The organism is Calothrix anomala FACHB-343, assembly GCF_014696435.1.
Lineage (GTDB): Bacteria > Cyanobacteriota > Cyanobacteriia > Cyanobacteriales > Nostocaceae > Aulosira > Aulosira anomala_A.
The window spans coordinates 108,278-130,202 of sequence record NZ_JACJQG010000010.1 but is presented as its reverse complement, the minus strand read 5'-3'; the positions used below and the strand labels follow the sequence as shown (position 1 = coordinate 130,202).

The following is a 21,925-nucleotide window of genomic DNA, read 5'->3' as shown; positions in this document are numbered from 1 at the left end:
AAAGTAATGGATTTTACGATTTATACCATTGAAACTGCAAAAGAAGCCTCGAAGGAAGCTCTGCTCCATGCCAAAGAGACTTTTGGTTTGATTCCAAATCTAGAGGGGATTCTTGCGGAATCTCCCGCCACCTTGAACGGAGGCATGGCATTGTGGGATTTATTTGAAACAACTAGTTTTACGCCTATCGAACAACAGGTCATCTATCTGACTGCTAATTACGAACATGACTGTCGCTACTGCATGGCAGCTCATTCAGGTTTAGCAAAAATGATCGGGATGACTCAGGAAGACATTGAGGCTCTGCGTCACGGGCAACCTTTAGCAGATCAGAAGTTACAGGCGTTGCGGCTGTTTACTAAGCAGATGATTGAGACGCGAGGTTGGGTGAGTGAGCCAGAAATTGAAGAGTTCCTAGCAGCAGGTTACACGAAGCAGCAGGTTTTGGAAGTCATTTTAGGAATTGCTGTAAAAATTATTCACAACTACACTAACCACATTGCTAAAACTCCTTTAGATAAGGCTTTTCAACCTTACGTTTGGTCAAAACCTGCGCCAGTTTCTTAATCAGAGCAGATTTTGAGAGTGCGGACTGTCAAATTTCTCTAGTCCTGAGTCCTGAGTCCTGAGTCCTGAGTCCTGAGTTTGAGATGATTGGCAGCTGCTCAACAAAATCTTTTTTTAATTTTGAAGTTACTTGCTCAAAAGCTTGATTGACAAGGGTTTCAGCAGCCAATGCCGTGTACATTTGGTGCGTAGATGTGATTGCGCTTTTTAGTTAAATAATTTCAGACGGGCTTCGGAAAGCATTGATTACTTTATCAAGTTCCTGAGCGATCGCTAATAACTCCATCTCACGCCACCGTTTGCCAACAACTTGCATTCCCATCGGTAGACCATTTTGAGTCTGTCCAATCGGAATCACTACCGCAGGATGTCCACTCAGATTAAATGGCATAGTGTAAGCTCCATTTGCCACGGCATGAGGATAGGTTCGGCCATCAATCTCAATAGCACTCCAAGCGGGACGATGTGTAAAGGCAGGGGTGGCAGCAACAGGAGTGAGCCACGCATCCCACGCTTGGAGTGCCTCATCCATTTGGGCAGTGAAGCGATCGCGCTCGGTAAGCACCTCAAAATATCCTTTCAGACGCGGGTTCAACAGGTCTGGTAGAAGGCGGCTAAAATCCCCCAATTTGCGGAGTTCTTTTTCCCCTTGGGTAGCGGTGCGAAAAATCTGCTGCCAACTGCGACGCAAGTTATATCGATCTACGGGTTGAGCGTAAATGTTGATGTATGCAGCCATCCGCCCGTAGAGGTTCAGTATTTTTGATAGGTCAAAATTTTGAGGAAACCAGCGTTCAATTTGGACACCTGCATGAGTCAGGATTTGTGCGATCGCACTCATCGCCACTCGAATTTCAGACGCAACAGGAACCTCTACCCATTCATCGAGCCAAGCAATTTTGAGATTCTGCAAAGACCTACCAGAAGGGTTATCAAGAGGAATTGGCGGCACATCAGGACGGCGAATATCAGAGCCTGCAATTAATGAGAAGCACAGCCGGATATCTTCGAGCGAGCGCGCAAAACAACCCACTGTCATCATTTGCCGAAGACACACTGGCATTCCAGGCACTTCTGGAATTTGCCCTGCTGTAGAAATGCGGCGATCCGTAGGCTTTAAACCGTACACGCCACAGAAGTGAGCAGGCTGACGCACTGAACCCGCAATATCGTTGCCTAAATCCAATGACGATAGCCCTGCTGCAACAGCCGCAGCACTCCCCCCAGAACTCCCGCCAGCAGTGTAGTCAAGATTCCAAGGATTATTGACTCGTGGAAACAGGGAATTTGTACTTTGGTAATCGCCAGCCAGTTCCGCCATGTTTGTTTTTCCCAGGATGACTGCTCCTGCTGTCCGAAGTCTGGCAACGACAGTGGCATCTTGTTGAGGTACGTAGTCTTTGAGAGGAATGTAGCCTGCGGTGGTGAGCAACCCTGCGGTTTCAAAAATGTCTTTAATCGTGATGGGAACGCCATGTAAAGCACCCCAATTTTCGCCTTGAGCTAAAGCCTCATCAGCCAGCCTAGCCCTAAGATAAGCATTTTCCTCATCCAGCGTGCAAATGGCATTCAACTTCGAGTTGTGTTTGGCGATTTGAGCCAAGTAAGCATTGAGAACTTCAACGGCAGAAACTTCACGCTCACGAATCATTCGCGCAAGCTGATGGGCAGGAGCAAACGTCAGGCTACTCATAGGCGTAGACAGGTAGTTCTTGATAAAGTTAATTATATTCACTTTTAGTTAATTGCATTAACTAAATTCTTTATGGGTCGTCCAGTCAAAGAAAAGTCCTTGACGCAGCAGGATGTAATTAATGCTGCGATCGCCTGTCTCGATCAAGAAGGGGAAGCTGCTTTAGGTGTGAATCGGGTTGCAAGGGAATTGGGTATTAAGCCTCCTGCGATTTACAAGCATCTAGATGGCAATTTAGCTTTGCGACGGGCAGTTGCACTCACCATTTGGCAGCAATATATTGAATGGTCTCGTCAACAAACCAACGGACTGGAAGATCCCCAAGCATTACTACGGGCAGGAGGACGTGCAACGCGTGACTTTGCGCGCTCTTACCCCAACCGCTATCGAGTTATGACCCAATTTCAACTCAATCTCCAAGATCCAGAAACTTCCCCACTGATTCAGGAAGTCTTCCGCTTCCTTAAACGTGTGCTGCAATCCTACAATCTCAGCGAAACAAAATTAATTGATGCAATGCGAATGGTTAACGCAGCAATTACTGGTTTTATCGCCATCGAACAGGCTGGATTAATGACATTAGAACGTTCTACTGATGCTAGCTATGAGGTGATGATAGACGCATTAGTAGTTGCAATCCAACATATTCAAAAAGTTGATTCATGATATATAACTACCAAGTTGAACTGATATTAAATTGTTTTTGCTGCTTAGCTTAACAACTCAACTTGATGATCTTTGCGATCGGCCCACCAAAAATCTTAAAACAAAACCCTAACCGATAAATTTCAAAACTGATGAACGCTAATCGCTTTCAGCAAATTGTCTATTGAATATTTTTTTATATCTTTAGTTTCTTCTCTGGCCAAGATAGCCTTGGCGGTAATCACTTTTCTTTAATCTGGAAGCTTGACGCGCAGACCACTGACGCATAGGAGTAACTTTCTCTACATGAAGTAGCTTCTGGCGATAAGTATTATTATCTGTTAGTTGGGCGATCGCACCAGCGATAAATCGAGCGCAGCGTTCTGGCTGAGATGAGACTTGTTCTTCTGCAAAGCGGATAACCAGCCAGTTTGCATCGACAAAACACTTGTTTCTATAGTCATCATCGCCGATACAGTGAGTGGGCTTCCCAGTCGCAAATGAGATAGGTTCATCAACCTCCAAGTCTATGTGTAAGCCAGTATTTGGTTCAATCAACAGAAAATCAGCCGTAAATGGTAGTTGATGCCCTGGTGGAAACATCACCTGCTGAGGAGAAACAATTTCACCAAAATAATGTTTGAGAACATTTTCAAACAGCCCCTCACTTGCCCCAATTGGTGCATCTCCCTGCCCAGACGGAAAAACTAAAGGGGTAAACTGTTTTTTGTCTTTAACTAACTCTGGAATAACAACGATTGGATATTCCGGTGTTTTGGCCATAACTGAAAATCGAAAAACTTGGAAAATCAGAACTCTTGGCAATTATCTAAATTCACAACACCATTACACAATCAACAAAATACTGAAAAGAAACCAACTTTTTTCTAATTTTTTGGATTTAGAAATTAGAAAATTATCAGTTATCGTACAGCATCCCTTCTAGATAAGATTGCTTCTGATTACGCTACAAGCAATTAAGATGAAGTCTAGCTTTGAGTATCTAGAAGACCTGCTTGCGGACAATTATCCAATCATCGCCTGTGAATCCCCCCTCCAAGAACGCCACCGCTTCCTCATTCGTATTACTACTTCCTGTCAGCAAGTAGGTAAAAAAGTCTATATATGGAATTTAAGCGAGGACAGTATTAAAGAATTGGTCGTCAGCACCGAAAATAATCTTATTTTTCAAGAGTGTAATGACTATAAACCTTCTATCAAACAAAATACAGAAGACTATTTTCAAGTACTCAATTTTTGGAGGGTTTATTCTGGCACTGGAGTATTAATAGTTGAGAATATTTTTCCTTGTTTACAAGAAAGCATAACTAAAGATACTGAATTTGTTCTTCTATCAGAATGGATTAAGTCATCGCTAATTAATCTAAAATTTCATACAAACAATAGTGATAAGAATACCATATTACTAGGAGCCAATGCCGAGTTAGCAAGCGAAATAGCAGCAGAAATCCCCCTTTGGAGTCAAGAATTACCAGATACAAAAGAAATTATTGCTAGTTTAATTAGCAGTAATTTATTTCCTTTAATTTATACTGAACAAGACTATTTAGAAATTGCTAAAGCTAGTGGTGGTCTGTATATTTCTGATATTATTTCTTGCCTAACCGATATTAGGAAAAATCATGACTTAGGAAATTCCAGTGAGATAGCAAAGCTTCTACTAGCAAAAAAAATTCAACTGCTCAACCGCTTGTATGACATCGAATTCTTACCTCCACCAAAAGTACAACTTGGGGGGTTAGAACTCATGCAGCAGTCATTCAAAAAGTTCAAGCGATTGCTTACTCCGCGTGCCAAACAATACAATCTGCGCGTACCCAAGGGGATTATGCTTGTGGGGCCACCGGGGACGGGAAAATCACACTCAGCAAAAGCCTGTTCCCAGAACATGGGTATTCCCCTCATCATGGTCGATTGGGGCAACTTTAGAAGTTTTGGCAACCAAGCAGAAATGAAACTCAAACGCTTGTTGCGACTGGCAGATAGGCTCAATCAAGTAATTTTGTATTTCGACGACTTTGATAAAGGCTTCGCCGGGGATGATGACCTCGCCAAACGACTGGCTGGTCAGCTGTTGACGTGGATGCAAGAACGCACGTCAGATGTACTGGTCATTGCGTCAGTTAACCGCATGGAATGGCTGCCACCCGAACTCACCCGTGCTGGACGGTTTGACTATTTATTTAAAGTAGACTTGCCCAATAATGGGGAAAGATATAGTATCTTCAAACTGCACGCTGCCCGGTTTGACGAACGCTTTCGCAATGGCGGCGACCCCTGGAGTGAAGAACAGTGGCGGAGAATTCTTAAAGCCACTAATCGCTGTGTAGGTGCAGAAATCCAAACAATTGTAGAACGCGCCGCTAGTACGATATTCTGCGAAACCATAACAGAAGATACTTACTCAGAAAGCCAACTCCCCACACTCGAACTAACAATCGAGGCATTACTAGAAGAACGCCGGCAGATTAACCCGCTTGCCATCCGCGAAGCCGATAGAGTCGAATCGATGCGTAACAAAGCTGACCAACAAGCTTTACCTAGTAGTCCCCTAGACGAAAGCAAATTTGCTGTTGGCAACATTGATATTTTTAGCTAGCACACTTCATAAATCAATTCAAAGTTTCATCATGTTTGGACGAAAGCAAATGTAACCAAAACATTTCAACTGTTCATAATGCTTGCCATTTTTAACCACTCTATTACTTTATTTATCTAAAACTATGGAAGTCACAAGACAAACTGCTCAAACCAACATTCAAACTAAACAAGCACAAAATCCAGAAAAAAGCCTATTTTACAAATTCATCAAATTTATCAAATTTGTTGGGCCGATTGCTGGTTTTACTGCTGCCCTCTCACCCCTACCGCTATACTTTTGGACTCGCCAGCCCCAGTATTTACCTATTGGCGCAACCTTTACCAGTAACAATCAAACAGTTCAACTCGAATTAGCAGACGATAGAAAGGAATATGCCCACGGACTCAAATTTCGTAATTCGATTCCTGAAAATCACGGAATGTTATTTGTCCTCAACAAACCTGAAAAAGTTAAACTTTGGATGAAGGATACGTATATTCCTTTAGATATGATATTCCTCCAAGATGGAGTTATCAAATCAATCGTAGAAGCAGCTCCCCCTTGCAAAACCAAAACCTGTCCTAAGTACGATTCAGTCTATCCTGTTAACCAGGTTATTGAATTACCTGCTAACAGTACTAAAACCCTCAATCTCAAAGTAGGTAAGAAAATACAACTCGATTTCAATACAAATAAAACGCAGAATTAGTTGACAGAGAGTTGATCAATCACAGCAACCTAGCGGTAAACAACCGTAATTACGCTACCTCATATATCAATCTTTGACCCCCGATATAGCTTATATCGGGGGTCAAACATTATGAAATCAATCACTGATTTAATTATTGGAAGTTGTCAAGCAAATTTGTCTGAGTTTTTACTGAATGATTTACTGAAAAACATAGTGTCTAAAAATAGAAAATTTTTAGATGATTTTACGGTTATTAATCCCATAAAATAATTCCACAAGTGAGAAGTTGGAGCAGATATTTACTCCAATCAAAACTTTGGTAAAAAGCAGTGTTTCGACCTTAGTTACTCTACAAAGTTTCATCCACTAATTTCTGAAATAATCTTTTTATGAGAACAGACTACGAATCTGATTTTGGTAGCGATCGCGTTCCTTCCCACGAAGAATACGGATACCCCGCTTCCACCCGTCGCAAAAAGCGCAACTGGAAAGAGAACGCTAGCATCGCCGGACTAATGGCAGTTGGTACTGGTTTGATGATTGCAGATATCTCACTCCACCACATGGTGATGGCATCACTCGCGTTTGGAACTGGCATCGTAGCGTTACTACCCAAGGAAGCAAACTTGCTACTTTCCAACTTTGAAAAATGGCAGCGCAAGTATGGCATCAATATTTATACTGTTCTGTTCTGCTTGGTAGGTGTAGTATTTATGTTGGATATCGCCACTGCACCCGCAAATGCCCAGTTCATGCAAAACGCAGAGGACTTCTTCACAGAATACTTTACTGGTGTCAATGAAGATATTATTAGGTACGTATTTGCGGTACTGCGCGGTTTGTTCCTAATTTACCTGGGTATTGGTCTTATTAGGGTTGTTCAAGCAGCCAGAAACGACGAAGATTGGCAAACGATCGCCCGTACACCAATTATCGTTGCCCTCACAGTTGTAGTCGGAGACTTGCTTGCAGGACTGGTAACAGGCTGATACTTCACTCGTCAAAAAAGCCACCACGAGTGGCACACTTCCACAAGTGCCACTCATCAAGATTTCAAAAACTGACTTTTGTCTTTCGTAATAATGGCCAGAGAACGGGAATTTCGTACTGTCAACCGCGTATTAGGAGAACAACCACGCCTTGGGCCATTCCCCGCCGACCAAATTGTTCCTTGGAGTGCGATCGCTCTCATCTCCTACATGGTAGTCAAGGGTTTTATGCAAGCTTCCTGGCTGGCAACTGGAATTGTAACTGCTTGGGGATGGGCAACCTGGTGGACGGTAAGTTCCAACAAAGCTTTTTTGGGTAAGTTTGTCGGCACGCCGCGCATCACCCGTGGCTATAAACCTTTTGTTTCTCTCGTTAATCCTCTACAACCTCAATCCCAGAAAAAGCACCAGCTGAAAAAACACAGATAAAGCTACTCAAGTAAAAAATATCACCGAACGAAACTACAGGCTATGAGTTCGACCGTCTTCACGAAAACAAAGGACAAAATTGGTAAAAAATCCCTCGATATCGAACAATTAGGTGTTGTCAAAAATCTGACACCGTTCGAGGATATTACTCATTTAGCCGGGATTGCAAGTATCTCGCTTGCTGGTCGTAGAGATATCGGCGCACTCATCCTCCAGAAAAAAGAAGATATTCAAATTAAGTTCTGCTTCGACGTACAGGGAATTCACTCATCTTTACCAGAAGAACAGATTCTCCCGATTTTTGAAAATATTGAGGGCGGACTCAAAGAACTTCCCGAACGCGAAACCTTAACAATTCATCTTGGTTCGTTCACTGATGATTTTCTCCGGCAGCAGGAACTAAAAAAGATAGAGGATCAATGCGACCTAGAGCAACTAACTTTATTAGTGCGATCGGAACGTCTGCGAACAAGAGAACTCACTAAAGCGGGAACTCGTAAAAATAAGTTTTTACGTTTCTGGTGTACCTATAGTGTCCTAGCTTCTGAAGACAGTCGCTCAAATGATGCAATTGAAAAAACTATCAAACAATTGCAAAATGCCTGGTTCCAATTTACTGGACAAATTCACGGTGTTCGGCAAGAAAGAATCGAAACAATTTTACGGGATAGTTTTACCTCTGGATTTCAACGGTGGGAACAACTTTTGACAAACTCGATGGGGCTTTCAGTACGAGCAATCACGAGTGAGGAAATATGGTCAATTCTTTGGAGTCAATTTAACCGTAGCGATGCGCCTAAAATTCCCAATCCCCTCATATTAGATGAAGAGGGACTTCGAGAAGTTCAAACTAGCGATTTCCACATTCGCCACCTGATGCTGGAGAATGAAAAATCTGTCCCGTTTCTTGATCGCAGCTGGGTAAGACTGCAAGACAAATATATCGGTGTTCTTCAGTTTAGCGAAAAGCCCCAAGGCTGGGTAGACGAATATGCCCAGCTTCGATATCTCTGGGAGGTAATATCTAAAGAAAAAATCTCCGACACCGAGATTATCTGCCAGCTATCTAAAGCCAACCAGGGACTTGCCAAAACTGCTCTGCAACGGATTACCAAACAGTCAATTACCTCCAGTGCCATGTCTTCAGAGAAGGGGTCAATTGACGTAAAAGCCAATATGAACATTGAGGAAGCAGTTAAGGCACAAGAAACTATCCTCAGAGGCAGTCTCCCAATTCATACTGCTGTTGTTTTTTGTGTCCATAGTCACAGTCGTCAAAAACTTGATGAAGCTTGTCAATACCTTTCTAGCTGCTTCTTACGCCCTGCTGTAGTTGATCGAGAAATCGAGTATGCCTGGAAAACATGGTTACAATGTGTACCTGTTGTTTGGGAAAACCTACTTACAAGACCCTTTAACCGTCGCCTGCCTTATTTCTCATCAGAAGTTCCCGGACTCATGCCGATAGTCAGAACAGCTACAGGAGATAAATCTGGGTTTGAGCTAATTGCTGAAGAGGGAGGAACTCCAGTACATCTTGACTTGTACAAGCAGCACAAAAATCTTGCCATTTTTGGTACTACTCGTGCGGGTAAATCTGTCTTAGTAGCAGGTCTATTAACACCTGCCTTAGCTCAAAATATTCCTGTAATTGCACTTGATTATCCCAAACCCGATGGTACTAGCACGTTTACTGACTACACCAAATTTATGGGAGAGGAAGGGGCGTATTTCGATATTAGTAAAGAATCAAACAATCTATTTGAATTACCTGATTTAAGGGGATATGAACCTGAAGTTATTAAAGAGAGAATGACCGATTTCAAGGAATTCTTGAAATCCACATTAATGATAATGGTGTTAGGGACAAATCCTGTAGGGGTAAGTCCGACAACGGTATCAAATATTGAAAGTATCATTACAATCACAATTGAAACTTTTTACAACGATGAAGATATCAAACTTCGATATAAACTAGCATTAGAAAATGGACTGGGAACACCTGAATGGGCAGATATTCCCACACTTAAAGATTTCTATAATTATTGTTCGCCTGGATTTATCAAGCTCGATTCCATCACCAATAATAGTAAAGAAATTCTCGATGCCCTTGACCAAATCAGATTGCGATTAAAGTTCTGGTTAAATTCACGAGTTGGGCAATCAATCGCCAATCCATCTAGCTTTAGAACTGATGCTCGATTGCTTGTATTCGCACTGCGATCGCTTGGGAGTGAAGCCGATGCCGCAGTCCTTGCCCTTAGTGCCTATTCCGCAGCCTTACGTAGAGCTTTATCATCTAAAGTATCAATATTTTTCTTAGATGAAGCACCAATTTTATTCAATTTTGAGAGCATAGCCGAGCTAATTGGTAGACTTTGCGCTAACGGTGCAAAAGCAGGTATACGTGTAATTTTATCTGCCCAAGAACCAGAAAGTATTTTCCAAAGTAAGTCTGCTGCCAAGATATTCGCTAACATCACAACCCGCCTGATCGGTCGGATTCAAACATCGGCAGTTGACCCATTTGTGAATAGATTTAAATATCCTTATGAAATTATCTCACGCAATAGTACCGAAGCATTCTTTCCAAAACGTGAAAGTATTTATTCACAGTGGTTACTTGACGATAATGGCAAACTTACTTTCTGTAGGTATTATCCTGCTTATTGCTTACTTGCAGCAGTAGCAAATAACCCGAATGAGCAAGAATTACGCACTCTATTTCTCAATAAATATGCGGATAATCCAATGCTGGGTATGGTGAGATTTACAGAAAGCTACATACAAATGCTTCGGGGAGATGAGTTAAGTCAAGAAGCACAACAATTACTGGATAACAATAACAATCAGCAATTAAAGTCAGCATAAATTATAGAAGAAAACCTAAGAATAGTCTGGATTTATAAAAATAAGAATCAATAACTCATAAACAAGTGGCTTAAATTTAATTGCCACATTGATTATTTTATCCACCAAAAGTATGAAACCAAAATTCAAGTTTACTAAGAAAGGAGTAATAATCGGGTCAATAATTGGTCTGGTTACTTTGCTCGGTACAGCACCTAGTTATGCCTTTTCAATTGACGATTTCTTCAAGGTTTTAGGGAAATTCAATAACTATTTTGAGGAAACCAAAAAGGAACTCACTTCAGGAACTAATAAATGGGGTGGGATGAAAGGCGAAGCTAAAACTGCTATTCAGACTGGCAGTATGGATATGCCAGATCCAGTCAACTCAGCCGAAAAACTCAAAGAGCAACTCAAGAGCAAGGGTAACTGGAATGAAAGCAACACAGTTGAAGCTGCGGTCAGTGCAGCTAACGAACTGGAGAGAGAAACCACCCGCGCCACAATCGCCAGCGTCTTAGGGGAAGTCGGTCAGGAACGTACCAAAAATGAGATAGAAGCAACTGAACAAACTGTAGCTGATGCCAAAGAACTCGCAGAATCTGCACAACCAATGGATGCTTCACAAAACATCCTCAAGGTCATTGCTGCCCAAAACTCGCAAATTGTCTCAATGTTAGGTCAATCTCGCATTGACGGACTGCAAACACGGCACGATGCCCAGCAAACTAACCTGATGCTATCTCAACTTGCCGAACAAGGGGCAAGCGATCGCCGCCGTCAAAACCTGATGATGGACGGTATCAGTGCCCAGTATGTCGAAATCAGTGGGTTTAGCAGTCTCAAAACTACCGCAGGTGAATAATTCACCCTAATTAGTTGGTCATCTCAATTGCAGAGATGACCAACTCTCTATCAGGTACATAATACAGACCATGTTAGAACATCTTGTAATTGCAACCGACCCATTCTTCGGGCAAGACATTTTAGAAAATGCGTCAGCTGGAGCGCAACTAGTAGCAGAAGGTTTCAATGAACTTTGGCAAGAAACCCTCAACGGTAACTTGTACGGCTCGATGTGCAAAGTTGGTCAGTTTTTTGCGATCGCTACACTCACCCTGTTTATGGTTGAGTTAGGCAAAAACTGGATAAATCAAGAAGATATGAAAGCTCTCTCCAGTTGGATATGGCCCATTCTGGTTATCGGACTACTAGCTAACAATGGCACTTTACTCAGAAGTGGAACACTCGCCATCCGGGGATACATTAATACTGTTAATAATGACATCCTGGAATTTACTGCTGCCGGAGCCAACCTAGAAGTAGCATTCAACCGCGCAGTCGGCAATATTGCCCTCCAGCAGCAAGTAGGAGCGGCAATGGAAAGATGCCGTTCCATCCCTGGTAACACGCAAGATTCAATCACCTGCTTGCAACAAGCAGAAGCAGAACTTAAAACCTCTGCGCCCGATCTATTTAAAGGAGAAGCCCCCGATAGCGGTAGTTGGGAATTTAATCCACTTCAGGCTTTATCTGATGCTAAAGACGCGCTCGAAAATCTCTCCCCTGGTCAAATCGCCGAAAAGATTGGTAATACTATCACCAGTACAATCGGTTCGATGATTACCGGATTTGTCGCAGTCATCCTCCTCGCCCTCAATAACGCTTACCAGTGGGGTATCGAATTCACGATGCTTTTAACTGCCCTACTTGGCCCGTTGGCAATAGGCGGTTCGCTACTCCCCTTTGGCGCAAAACCTATTTTCGCTTGGCTAACTGGTTATTTCACCGTTGGAATGGCGAAACTTTGTTTCAACATGATTATTGGTTTGTGCGGACAACTTATCGCTAATTCCGAACAAAATCAACCGATGATATTTCTGCTTTTTGTTGGGTTAGTTTCTCCTATCCTGGCATCTGCATTAGCCGCAGGTGGTGGAATAGCTGTTTGGACAGGATTAGGTAAAACAGTAGCATTTGGCTCTGAAATTGCAGCAGGAATCGCTACAGGTGGAGCAAGTACAACTGCTACGGTTGCTGTCAATGCCACCAAATTTGTTAGTTCCAAAATCAAAGTTAAAAAGTAATTAACAAATAATTATGCTTAAACCTAAGTCTAAATCTCAACCGGCTCGGCTCCTCAGTTATGGTCAATCTACCTCCACACCTATTGCAATGGCGATCGCCGTAACAGCAGGAGGAACTATCTTATCTACCCTATTGCAAATAATAAATATTGGCATGAGTGCTAGCACAAATCATCATGTCAAAGGCATGACGATTGTTCAACTCCAAGATGGGTCTATTTCACCTGGTAAATTTGCTGCTCCTAATGAACGCGAAGCCGAAACTATCAAACGCTTTATCTCAGATAGCATGATTAAAATGTTCGGCTGGAACGGAATAATCGAAGCAACAGAGAATGGCGAAAACGTCACTAAACCTGATAGGGGAATAGATATTCAAACAACAAAAAATAGTAGGAAAAAAATTCCGACTAGAGCCTGGGAAGCTGCATTTGCACTATCTGAAAATCAAGATTTTCGGGCAAATTTTCTCAAGAAATTAGCAGAAATCGTTCCAAGTGGTGTATTTAACGGTGAAGTTCAAGTTTCACTTGTCACCCGCCATATCTCTGAACCCAGAAAAATCAAGGATGGACAGTGGGAAGTCGATTATATCGCTACGCTCGTCAGCTTTAATAGGAACGAAAACCAAGGCAAAGGAATCGCCTTTAACAAAACAATTACTGTCGAAGCTGTCGATACTCCCAAGTTACCAAATAAGCCAACTGAACTCGATAAAAAAATTTATTTAGTACGACAACCAGGTTTAGAAATTACTCAAATTGTTGATTATACTCTCGGCAAGAAATAAAAATCATTAATCAAGCATAGAACTATGTTACAGCTAGAGAATGAGGCTTCCAATAAACATATATCTTCCGTAAATAGTCTTTTACCAATCGATAGGTCAGAAGAAGATGAAGTTGAAAATTCACAATTTGAGGTGGTTGAAGAAGATGAAACTGAAGTAGAAGACCCCGCGTTAATCCAAACTAAACACGACTTTGTTACATCTCCCTGGTCAAGATTAGGAATTATTGGTGGTGCATTTGGTGCTGGGTTTCTAGTTATATTTGTTGTCCTCAACGGCATGATGAATGGGAGTGGTAAAAATGCCAAAAAACCAGAATTAACTGCTACTCCAACTCCCACGGTTGCCGCATCTGAGAAAAAAGAAGGCGATGTTTATGCCAAGCTTGCTCTCGCCAAGCAACAGGAAGAACTTGATGCCCTAAATGGTCAAGCTAACACGGGAGACAAAGAGGAGAAAAAAGAAGCTACTGAAGAAGAACAAGCCAAAAACCAAGAGAAAACCCGTTCTATTCGACAACGAAGGGTAGTTGCTCAAGGAACTACCCCTACTTCCAGAAGACGTGTATACCGGGAAGAAACACCCGAACCTGTTAGACCAACACGTAGAGTAGTGGCTTCACAGCCAATACCACCTCTGCGTCCTAGCACTCCTCTACCAAAATTTGCCAAACAATTAGTTGCCACCAACCAGAGTGTCGCCAAAGATCCAATAGCCGAACTCGAACGCCTGCGTAACCTGGGTTCGGTTGGTCGAGTTGAGTATATGCTAGCCAGTACCACTGTCAGTGAACCTACAAACACAACAGTACAAGAAGTTACAGGTAAAACTGAAGAAACATTACGCCCAGCAGAACAAAATAGCGATCGCTCCCGTCGTCGCCGTAGCCGACGCAGCGAGAATACGGAAACAGTTACCAATACTCCTAATCAAGTTGAAGAACTGCGCCCGCGTTGGCAACCGGTAACCACAAATGATAGTACTCCTGAATATAGCAATACTGATGACAAAGATAACAATCAAGCCGTGCCAGTTATTTATAGTTTCTCGGTGAAAGAGCCACAAATTAGCTTAGAACTTGACAAAGAAAAGACCGTAGAATCCAGTTTTGCTAGTAATAAAGAAAACAACTCTCGTCAGCAAATCGAACAAGTTGCAAATAACTACCTGCCAGAAGAAGCGCAGATACTCCAAGAAACACAACCGCAGTATTTAGTTGTCGGTTCGTTTGCAAGTGCAACCCTGGTAACTCCGCTCGTTATGCCCCAAACCAGTAATAACGCTCGTTCCCAGGAGCAGACAAATACATTACGGTTTGTCGCCCGGTTGGACGAGCCGCTTTATAGCAATACTGGTGAAATAGCCATTCCCGCAGGAACGCAGGTAACTATCGCTATGATTTCGGTTGATAGCACATCAGGCGTGCGTGCCGAAGTCACGGCCATTCTCAAAGACGGCACAGAATATCCTCTATCACCTGGAACAATATCAGTTTTGGGAGAGGCGGGTTCGCCCCTAATCGCCAGACCTTACGACGACAAGGGATCTGAAATTGCTAAATATGATGCCACATTAGGGACAATAGCTGGTCTTGCCAAGGTAGGGGAAATTATCAACCAGCCTGATGAAGAAGTCACAGAAGATTTGCCTTTAGGTGGGACAAGAACCCGCAGCCGCAATAATAACCGCAACTTAGGAGCTGCTTTCCTTGAAGGTGCCTTCAGCAAACTTGGCGAAACAGTCAGCAAGCGTACAGAACGTGCTACTGACGAAATCAACCGCCGTCCCAATGTTTGGTATGTGCCTAAAGACACCAAAATTACACTCAAAGTCGATAGGTCAATCAAGCTGTGAAACTAAGAGATATAGCCGATTTTAGTTTAAGGATGCCTTGGGCGATTGCCTCTGGCACTGCGCTCCGCGCAATCGCCTTTGGTGGGTGCCTCACCATCGCTTCCGTGTTTGCACCAAACCAACTTGTACTAGCAAGTACTATCCGTCAAATTGCAGCGTCCCAGGTGTCAGGGGAAAATGCTCAATTGCAGACAGTTAAGGTCTGGCCTGGACATGGGGTATCAATATCGTTCTACAACACCAGAGAAATCATCAAGAAAATCTGGCTGGATGACCCATCTAGGTTTGTTTTTGATGTAGACGGATGTCTTGAGGGCTTGGGTAAGTGTTCTAGTAACAGTACGGGCGCTGGACTAATTCACATCCGCCGCATCGAGACAGTCAAAATCCCCGGTTTACCACAAGCTCCTTACGGGGCGCACATGACGGTGATTACCGAATCTGGCTCAACAAGGAAAAGCTATCACTTCCGAATTGTAGCGGGCAGTGGCACACCAGAGTACAGCCAAATTGAAATTATTGGCGACACTCCCAGCAAACCTGAAGAAGTAAAACCAAAGATCAGTTACACCGCATTATCTGATAGCAGACATATCGCCAGAGGAATGCAAGTTGCTTTAAAAAACCAGTGGGTTACGACAGACAGCAAGCTCTGGAAGCGTCTGAACCAACTTGTGGAGTTGCGATCGCAAGGAGAGGAACTTGTCGTCGCCGCCAGCACCACCGGAGTATCAATGCAATTGGTTGAAAAACTCATGCTGTTGGGTGGAAAGCGCTTGTTAGAAATACCACCACAGCGCAATAACCCTCTCACAACAACAAATCCAGGTAAAACAAGTTTTAGATAACAGTGATGTATACCGAAAATCTCACCTCTAACAACCAAATTTTAGACACTACACCAGAGGTAACTGCGATGCCTTCGGCGGGCGTAGCCATCGTACCAGTGAGAGCTGCAAGCCAGGAAACTACTCACAACAAAACCAACCGAGGGCTTGAGTATCGGATGGAAAAATTTAATAAATTACGCTACCTAATGGTTGCAGGACTTATTGCTGGGCTTGCCCTACACGGATTAATCCGATATGGAGGTAGCTATAATATCGGCAGTCTCTTATTCGGCGAAAAAGCGGTAGCTCAAACAGTTCCATCGAAGTATTCAAATTTGAACACTTCGATAGATAAGACAAAACAAACCAAACAGCCACAGCCCGTTGCAACAAAATACGTCAATGGCGCACCTACTCCCGATTGGAGCAGTATCACATTCAAAAACATGAAATTTGGCGGTGCTGGCAGTGTCGAATTCCCTAATATCAAAAACCCTGGTATGAAGGAAACACGCACCTGGAGTGCTGGGCAAAGCCTTGCCGAAGTCATGGAACTGGGTGATTTTGAAGCAACTGAGTTCAATATTGAAGATTTCACGCTTGGAGATATCGCAGACATCACGGGCATTCAACTTAAAAATCTCAAACTGTCAGATTTTGAAACACTCGATTGGCAAACACTTGAAGACCTCGCCGAAGCAATCCCTAATTTAGAAGATTCAGAAGTCGGAGCCATCCTACCAATTCAAGAACTAGTGACCAAAGTTACAGGCAGCACTGCAAGCTACCAAACTGTTGGTGAGGTGCTGGACAATTATCCCCAGCTGGGAGAAGTGGAACTTGGTGAGTATGTCAAACTTGATAAATATAAACTCACCAGCATCCCTGGTATTGAGGATGCACAACTAAAAGACTTTACTAACTGGCAAAACACAACAATTGGTAAGGTTCCGGGATTAGCTGATGTACCGTTCGATCGGTTCCCCAGCGTTCCCATCCCCGATGTTAGCTTTATCGGCAAAGTAGACTTACCCCTCGGTTCGCTTGAAAGCGGACGCTGGAAGTCAATAAGTGGTAGTTACCAAGCTGGGTTTAATGTCCCGTGCGAGAAAACGTGTGGTCACATCGAAGTTTCGGGTAGCGATATTGTGACTGGCGCACAATGGATGTCCGGTAAAGACCAAAAAGTTAAAGGCGGATTTGGCATCTTGGGCAGCCTCAACGGTGGCAAAGAACCCACAGGTCGCCACCCCTTTGGGAAATCATTTAAACAAGTCATCTGGGATATTAACGAAGCGGACGGCAGTATCACCACCGCGATGTTCTTTCGTATCTGCAAGCGGGGGTGGGTTGACTTGGGCTGCTCGCCCTACTTCATTGGCCCAGTTCCCTTCTTTACCTACCGCGAGATAGACCCAATTATCCTTGGTACGCCCCTCACCGTACCTAAAAATTAACAAGTAAAAAGGCAATCATAGAAGAATTTATCCTCTTTTACTTTTGACTTGGAGAGGACACACCAGATAACTAATGAAGAAATATGCAACTTCACTTCACCGCATATTTCTTCGATTTCCTCATGCAATTAATACAAATTATTATGAATAATTATCTGTTTGCAACTGCTAAAACTAAGACAGTTAGAGAAGTAAAAGCTGCTCATAAAAATAGCAATACTGACTTTAGTAAGTATACAGATAAGTTCATGTCACCTCAAGGTTTGGCACTGGCCGGGGGAATTGGCTTATTATTGCTTTTACAGCTTTTTAGTAATGGTAAAAAAGGCAAGCTTGCTACTAGCTATTGGGGTGGAGCAAAGGAAACCGCCCAAGCTAAGAAAAAAGCTCTCAAGCAAATCGTCACTCCTAAGTGCGATAGTGCCAGTTTATATATTGGAGTACACAAATACAAGGGTCAAAAATTACCCAAGGGGAGTGGGGGAGTTCCAGTTTATGTACCCGATGTCCAACGGGGAACTGCTGTAATTGGCGCACCTGGTAGTGGTAAATCATTCTCAGCTATCAACCCGATGATTTACTCAGCAATTGACCAAGATTTTGGTATAGTATTATACGATTTTAAGTATGCCAGTCAAGCCAAAATCGCCAGTTATGCCAAATCCAAGGGGTATGACGTACATATCTTTGCACCGGGATTTCCCGAATCAGAGGTATGTAACCCAATCGATTTTTTACGCGACAGTAGCGATGCTGAAACCGCACGGCAGTTAGCTACGGTAATTAACAAAAACTTCCGCCTGTTAGGTAATGCGTCTGAGGATGCCTTCTTTGGCCCCGCCGGCGACCAGTTGACGCAGGCTATTTTAATGCTAACTAAAGAGTTCGGCGATCGCGCTGATATTATGACGGCTGCGGCAATACTTTCCAGCGAGAAGATGGTCGAACGCTTGATGGCAGCCGAACTAAACCCTTGGATTAGGATAGCTTTTGGTCAATTATTTAGCTCGGCTAGCTCAGAGAAAACTGTAGCGGGTATCGCTGGTAGTGCTTCATTGATGTTCACCCGGTTCATGGCAAGGGGTACATTGGGATGCTTTGTCGGTAAAACAACCTTGCCCCTGGAGGTAAAACGCAAACAGATGATTATCTTCGGGTTAGACCGCGAACGCCGCGATGCTGTCAGCCCCCTGATGACCAGTATTCTTCACATGGTAGTTTCCCGTAGTATTGCTAAAAAACGTAAGGAAGACGGCCCATTAGTAGTGTGTCTTGACGAGTTGCCAAGTATTTTTCTTCCAGATTTATTTAGATGGCTTAATGAATCTCGTTCCGAAGGATTCTGCGGTATCCTGGGTTGGCAAAATATGGGTCAGCTTGAAAAGATTTATGGTAAAGAAATCTCTAAAGCTATTCTTGGTGCGTGCGGTACAAAATTTGTTTTTAATCCTGGTGAAGAAGAATCAGCACGATTATTTTCTGCATATTTAGGGGAAGAAGAAATTAAATATAAACAAAAATCCCGCTCAACGGGAGGGGGTAAATCCAGCACATCTATCAGCGAACAAGAACGGACTCGCAAGCTATTTGAGCCAGCCCAATTCCTCAAATTACCACCTGGTAAATGTCTATTTATCAACCCAGCTTATAGTAATAAAAATGAGGGTTCAGTACCACTATTAAAAAACATCAAAATCCCCAAATATATCATTGGATTAGAACAAGAAAATGAAGCTAACTGGGATAAACTCATCAAAGAGCTTGCTAGGAAAAGTACCCAGAAAAAACCCACACAGGAAGATTTAGATTTACGAGTCAAGGAAGTAGATCGGAAGTTTCCTATCCCACAAGCACCCGTACAAGCGGGCAATGCACCTTTACCTGTTGATGCGTACAAGAGCTTTTTCTAAAAACTGTAAGTTTAATGACCAACTGGTTTTTATAAAGCACAGTCAGACTGTTTTAATTTATAGATTATTTTCACCACATTTAATATATGTTTGATCCCAGACAAACTCAAATTAATGAATCATATTTAGGTACAGCCGATACTGCAATTCAAACAAGTCGAGAATTAAGTAAAAGCCTCATCAATGTACTTACTAAGATAACTAAAGTAATTCTCGAAAAACTCAAAGAAGCTCAAGAAGCAAGTAAAATTGCCGTTGAAGTTGGCAAAGATATCTACAATCTTGTACCTGATGAATCTACCCCTGGTGCATATAAATGGGAAAAGGTAGATTTAACCAGTCAAAGTATAAAAAGCAATCAAGAAACTAATATTGTGTTAATGCCCGATGTATTAGTAGAAGGTCAATACACAATAGAAACTGAACCTTTTACTGACTATCAAGCACAAATAATTGCTGCAAGATTAGTAGAAAATGTACCCAATTTAAATAATAATTATCAGCAAACAAGTGATAATACTCTGAAAATTACAGCTTATCTAGAGTCAGATGGTTCAGAAAAACAAATCGTTATCTACGAACAAAATAGCGAAGGTAAATGTACAACTAATCTCGTCACTGAAATACTTACTCCAGATGAAATAATAGATGTGGCAAGTGAACCATTAATTAAGCTGCTACCACCATCTGCTGACATGATTAACAATTATAAAGATACAAAAGATGATAATGAAAATTTAACTGCTATAGAAGACAATTCATCGTTAGATGATAGTCAATTTTCGACCAATAAGTTAATACAAGATGAAAACAGTTCGCCCATAAATCAAGAAATAAACTCATCTGTTGAAATAGAGGTAGATAATAATTTTGAAGATGCTGTGGTCAATAATCTTCAAGAAGAAATCGCACAGTCCGAAGCAACTATTCAAATTCGACGGATAGTTACTAGTAACCATCAATCTCAAAATCCAGCTGAAGAGGAGGTAAATAAAAATGTAACTCCCAATCAGTTTTTTATACAAGAGCCAGAGGAGCAAGCAACTAATAATCGAAAAAAATATGCACCTGAATTTACCTATCAAGAAGTAGCTAATTCTCAAGATGTAGAGCCAGCAGCGCAACAGTGGGCGCGTCAGGTTGAAGTACCTATTTATCAAATTAATAATAAACAAGCGCGGGAAGAACGTTACAACGGGGAAAATAAAGACATTGCTGAAACTGCGATCGCAATGTTAAAAAAATACGGCACTCTTGAACAAGATGGTTCACGTATTTACCGTAGCGATACATTTGTGATTCGCCAACAGGGAGACACTGTTAGCATTCATCGCCGCAGTGATGAATTATTTGGGTGGGAGAACTCTTTGATGGATTTTAAACTCAACAAAAAAGAGGAACCCAAAATCATGAAAAAGCCTACAGAGATGTTACCTATTGAACGTCAGGAGTTTCTCATTGTGGCAGAATACTTAGGCGACAATGGTAAGCTACCTGATCTCAATAATGCCGATATCCGTGATGTAGCAAACAGCTTAGGAAGTCTTGCACCTGCCGGCACGATTAAAACGCTGGAAGTATTTAAACAAAATGAGATGTTGCACACCCTGAATAATGTCCTCATCCAGGCTGATAAGGAAGAACTTACAGTAAGTGAATTTACCATCAAGCGATCGCGCAACCCCGAAAAAAATCGAGCCAGCTTGCAATTATTTAAAACTACCGAAGAAAAAGGTACTCAGGAACTTGTCCGCTTTGACCTAACTAAAACTGAAGCTAGCATTACCAAAGAAGTCAGCAAGATGAACATCTCTGACTACGATATTAACCAAATTAAGTTTATTGCCCAAAACGCCAGCAAACTCAACTTGGAACAAATCTTTGGTAACGAACAATCTACTCCCACCACCGCATCTGCACCCAAACAACGAGTAATACAAGCAGTTGGCGATTTGCCTGTTACAGTTCACCCCTACATCGCCAAGGAATGGGCAAATATGGTCAAGCATGGTGGCCCTGACTGGGGAGGAGCAATGAATCAAGGCAATGAAGAAATTCTACAACGGATAAATGAGAACAACGGCAAGTTACCAATTGCCGATCAGCGAGAGATGTACTTCAAGATTATGACTTATAAGGCAACTGAGGCACAAAAGCAAGGAGAAACAGTCGTCGATTTTGTTCCGCTTAAAGATATTATGAATGACTTGCAAGCATGGCGAGGAGAAGAAATTCGGCAGCAATATACCCCTACTGAACACATACCCTCCCCTCAAAAGCAAACTGTCGCTGCTGCACCTAAAACCAAGTCGAGAGAAGTTGAATTATAAATTACCAGTCACCAAGTTTGCAAAGTTGCATTGGCAATACAAAAACTTGGGTTTAGAAGTTACGTAAATTTACATCAATTGCAAATTTCAAATTCAACAAACTTTTCATTTATTTTAATGATTAGTTTATTGTTTTAAATAACACAACCCAAGGAAAAATTACTACGTAAAGCTCACGCAGATACTCAATGTAGTATTTCA

17 protein-coding genes are annotated in these 21,925 nt (G+C 42.3%); 15 read left to right on the top strand and 2 right to left on the bottom strand.

Annotated features, from left to right (window positions below):
* The first annotated feature begins 6 nt into the window (after nucleotides 1–6).
* Nucleotides 7–567, top strand: coding sequence for a carboxymuconolactone decarboxylase family protein (locus tag H6G08_RS07865; RefSeq protein ID WP_190540228.1), 561 nt, complete (start codon nucleotides 7–9; stop codon nucleotides 565–567).
* A 211-nt stretch (nucleotides 568–778) separates the two neighbouring features.
* Here H6G08_RS07865 and H6G08_RS07860 read toward each other — a convergent pair whose 3' ends face one another.
* The gene (locus H6G08_RS07860; protein WP_190540226.1) at nucleotides 779–2,260 is read right to left on the bottom strand and encodes an amidase; all 1,482 of its coding nucleotides are present in this window, start codon (nucleotides 2,258–2,260) and stop codon (nucleotides 779–781) included.
* 72 nt (nucleotides 2,261–2,332) lie between these two features.
* On the opposite strand from H6G08_RS07860, the gene H6G08_RS07855 reads away from it, so the two are divergent.
* Nucleotides 2,333–2,926: a TetR/AcrR family transcriptional regulator gene (locus H6G08_RS07855; protein WP_190540223.1), complete on the top strand. Its 594-nt coding sequence runs from the start codon at nucleotides 2,333–2,335 to the stop codon at nucleotides 2,924–2,926.
* A 183-nt stretch (nucleotides 2,927–3,109) separates the two neighbouring features.
* Here the strand turns inward: H6G08_RS07855 and H6G08_RS07850 are convergent, their stop codons facing one another.
* A complete protein-coding gene (locus H6G08_RS07850) occupies nucleotides 3,110–3,688 on the bottom strand; it encodes a hypothetical protein (protein WP_190540221.1) in 579 nt (192 codons plus the stop codon).
* A gap of 199 nt (nucleotides 3,689–3,887) precedes the next feature.
* On the opposite strand from H6G08_RS07850, the gene H6G08_RS07845 reads away from it, so the two are divergent.
* The 13 genes from H6G08_RS07845 (at nucleotide 3,888) to H6G08_RS07785 (ending at nucleotide 21,724) form a co-directional block, all read left to right on the top strand.
* The gene (locus tag H6G08_RS07845; protein ID WP_190540219.1) at nucleotides 3,888–5,525 is read left to right on the top strand and encodes an ATP-binding protein; all 1,638 of its coding nucleotides are present in this window, start codon (nucleotides 3,888–3,890) and stop codon (nucleotides 5,523–5,525) included.
* Nucleotides 5,526–5,649: 124 nt separating this feature from the next.
* Entirely contained in the window at nucleotides 5,650–6,216 is a 567-nt protein-coding gene (locus tag H6G08_RS07840; RefSeq protein WP_190540217.1) for a DUF192 domain-containing protein, read from the top strand.
* Nucleotides 6,217–6,587: 371 nt separating this feature from the next.
* On the top strand, nucleotides 6,588–7,187 hold the full coding sequence (locus H6G08_RS07835) for a hypothetical protein (RefSeq protein WP_190540215.1): 600 nt from the start codon (nucleotides 6,588–6,590) through the stop codon (nucleotides 7,185–7,187).
* Nucleotides 7,188–7,280: 93 nt separating this feature from the next.
* Nucleotides 7,281–7,616, top strand: a complete 336-nt coding sequence (locus tag H6G08_RS07830) for a hypothetical protein (protein WP_190540313.1) — start codon at nucleotides 7,281–7,283, stop codon at nucleotides 7,614–7,616.
* A gap of 42 nt (nucleotides 7,617–7,658) precedes the next feature.
* Nucleotides 7,659–10,487 carry a putative type IV secretion/conjugal transfer ATPase gene (locus H6G08_RS07825; protein ID WP_190540212.1) on the top strand — a complete coding sequence of 943 codons (2,829 nt, stop codon included), beginning with the start codon at nucleotides 7,659–7,661 and terminating at the stop codon, nucleotides 10,485–10,487.
* A gap of 112 nt (nucleotides 10,488–10,599) precedes the next feature.
* Nucleotides 10,600–11,331 (top strand): hypothetical protein, encoded by a 732-nt coding sequence (locus H6G08_RS07820; protein ID WP_190540210.1) that lies wholly within the window; start codon nucleotides 10,600–10,602, stop codon nucleotides 11,329–11,331.
* A 70-nt stretch (nucleotides 11,332–11,401) separates the two neighbouring features.
* A complete protein-coding gene (locus H6G08_RS07815; RefSeq protein WP_010993862.1) occupies nucleotides 11,402–12,553 on the top strand; it encodes a hypothetical protein in 1,152 nt (383 codons plus the stop codon).
* 13 nt (nucleotides 12,554–12,566) lie between these two features.
* Nucleotides 12,567–13,343 (top strand): hypothetical protein, encoded by a 777-nt coding sequence (locus H6G08_RS07810; protein WP_190540208.1) that lies wholly within the window; start codon nucleotides 12,567–12,569, stop codon nucleotides 13,341–13,343.
* 24 nt (nucleotides 13,344–13,367) lie between these two features.
* Complete coding sequence (locus H6G08_RS07805; protein WP_190540206.1) at nucleotides 13,368–15,197, top strand: TrbI/VirB10 family protein; 1,830 nt, start codon at nucleotides 13,368–13,370, stop codon at nucleotides 15,195–15,197.
* Complete coding sequence (locus tag H6G08_RS07800; protein ID WP_190540204.1) at nucleotides 15,194–16,045, top strand: hypothetical protein; 852 nt, start codon at nucleotides 15,194–15,196, stop codon at nucleotides 16,043–16,045. Before H6G08_RS07805 ends, H6G08_RS07800 begins: the two co-directional genes overlap by 4 nt.
* Nucleotides 16,046–16,050: 5 nt before the next feature.
* On the top strand, nucleotides 16,051–17,484 hold the full coding sequence (locus H6G08_RS07795) for a hypothetical protein (RefSeq protein WP_190540202.1): 1,434 nt from the start codon (nucleotides 16,051–16,053) through the stop codon (nucleotides 17,482–17,484).
* A gap of 143 nt (nucleotides 17,485–17,627) precedes the next feature.
* Nucleotides 17,628–19,394: a type IV secretory system conjugative DNA transfer family protein gene (locus H6G08_RS07790; RefSeq protein ID WP_190540200.1), complete on the top strand. Its 1,767-nt coding sequence runs from the start codon at nucleotides 17,628–17,630 to the stop codon at nucleotides 19,392–19,394.
* 86 nt (nucleotides 19,395–19,480) lie between these two features.
* Nucleotides 19,481–21,724 carry a hypothetical protein gene (locus tag H6G08_RS07785; protein WP_190540199.1) on the top strand — a complete coding sequence of 748 codons (2,244 nt, stop codon included), beginning with the start codon at nucleotides 19,481–19,483 and terminating at the stop codon, nucleotides 21,722–21,724.
* Nucleotides 21,725–21,925: the final 201 nt, after the last annotated feature.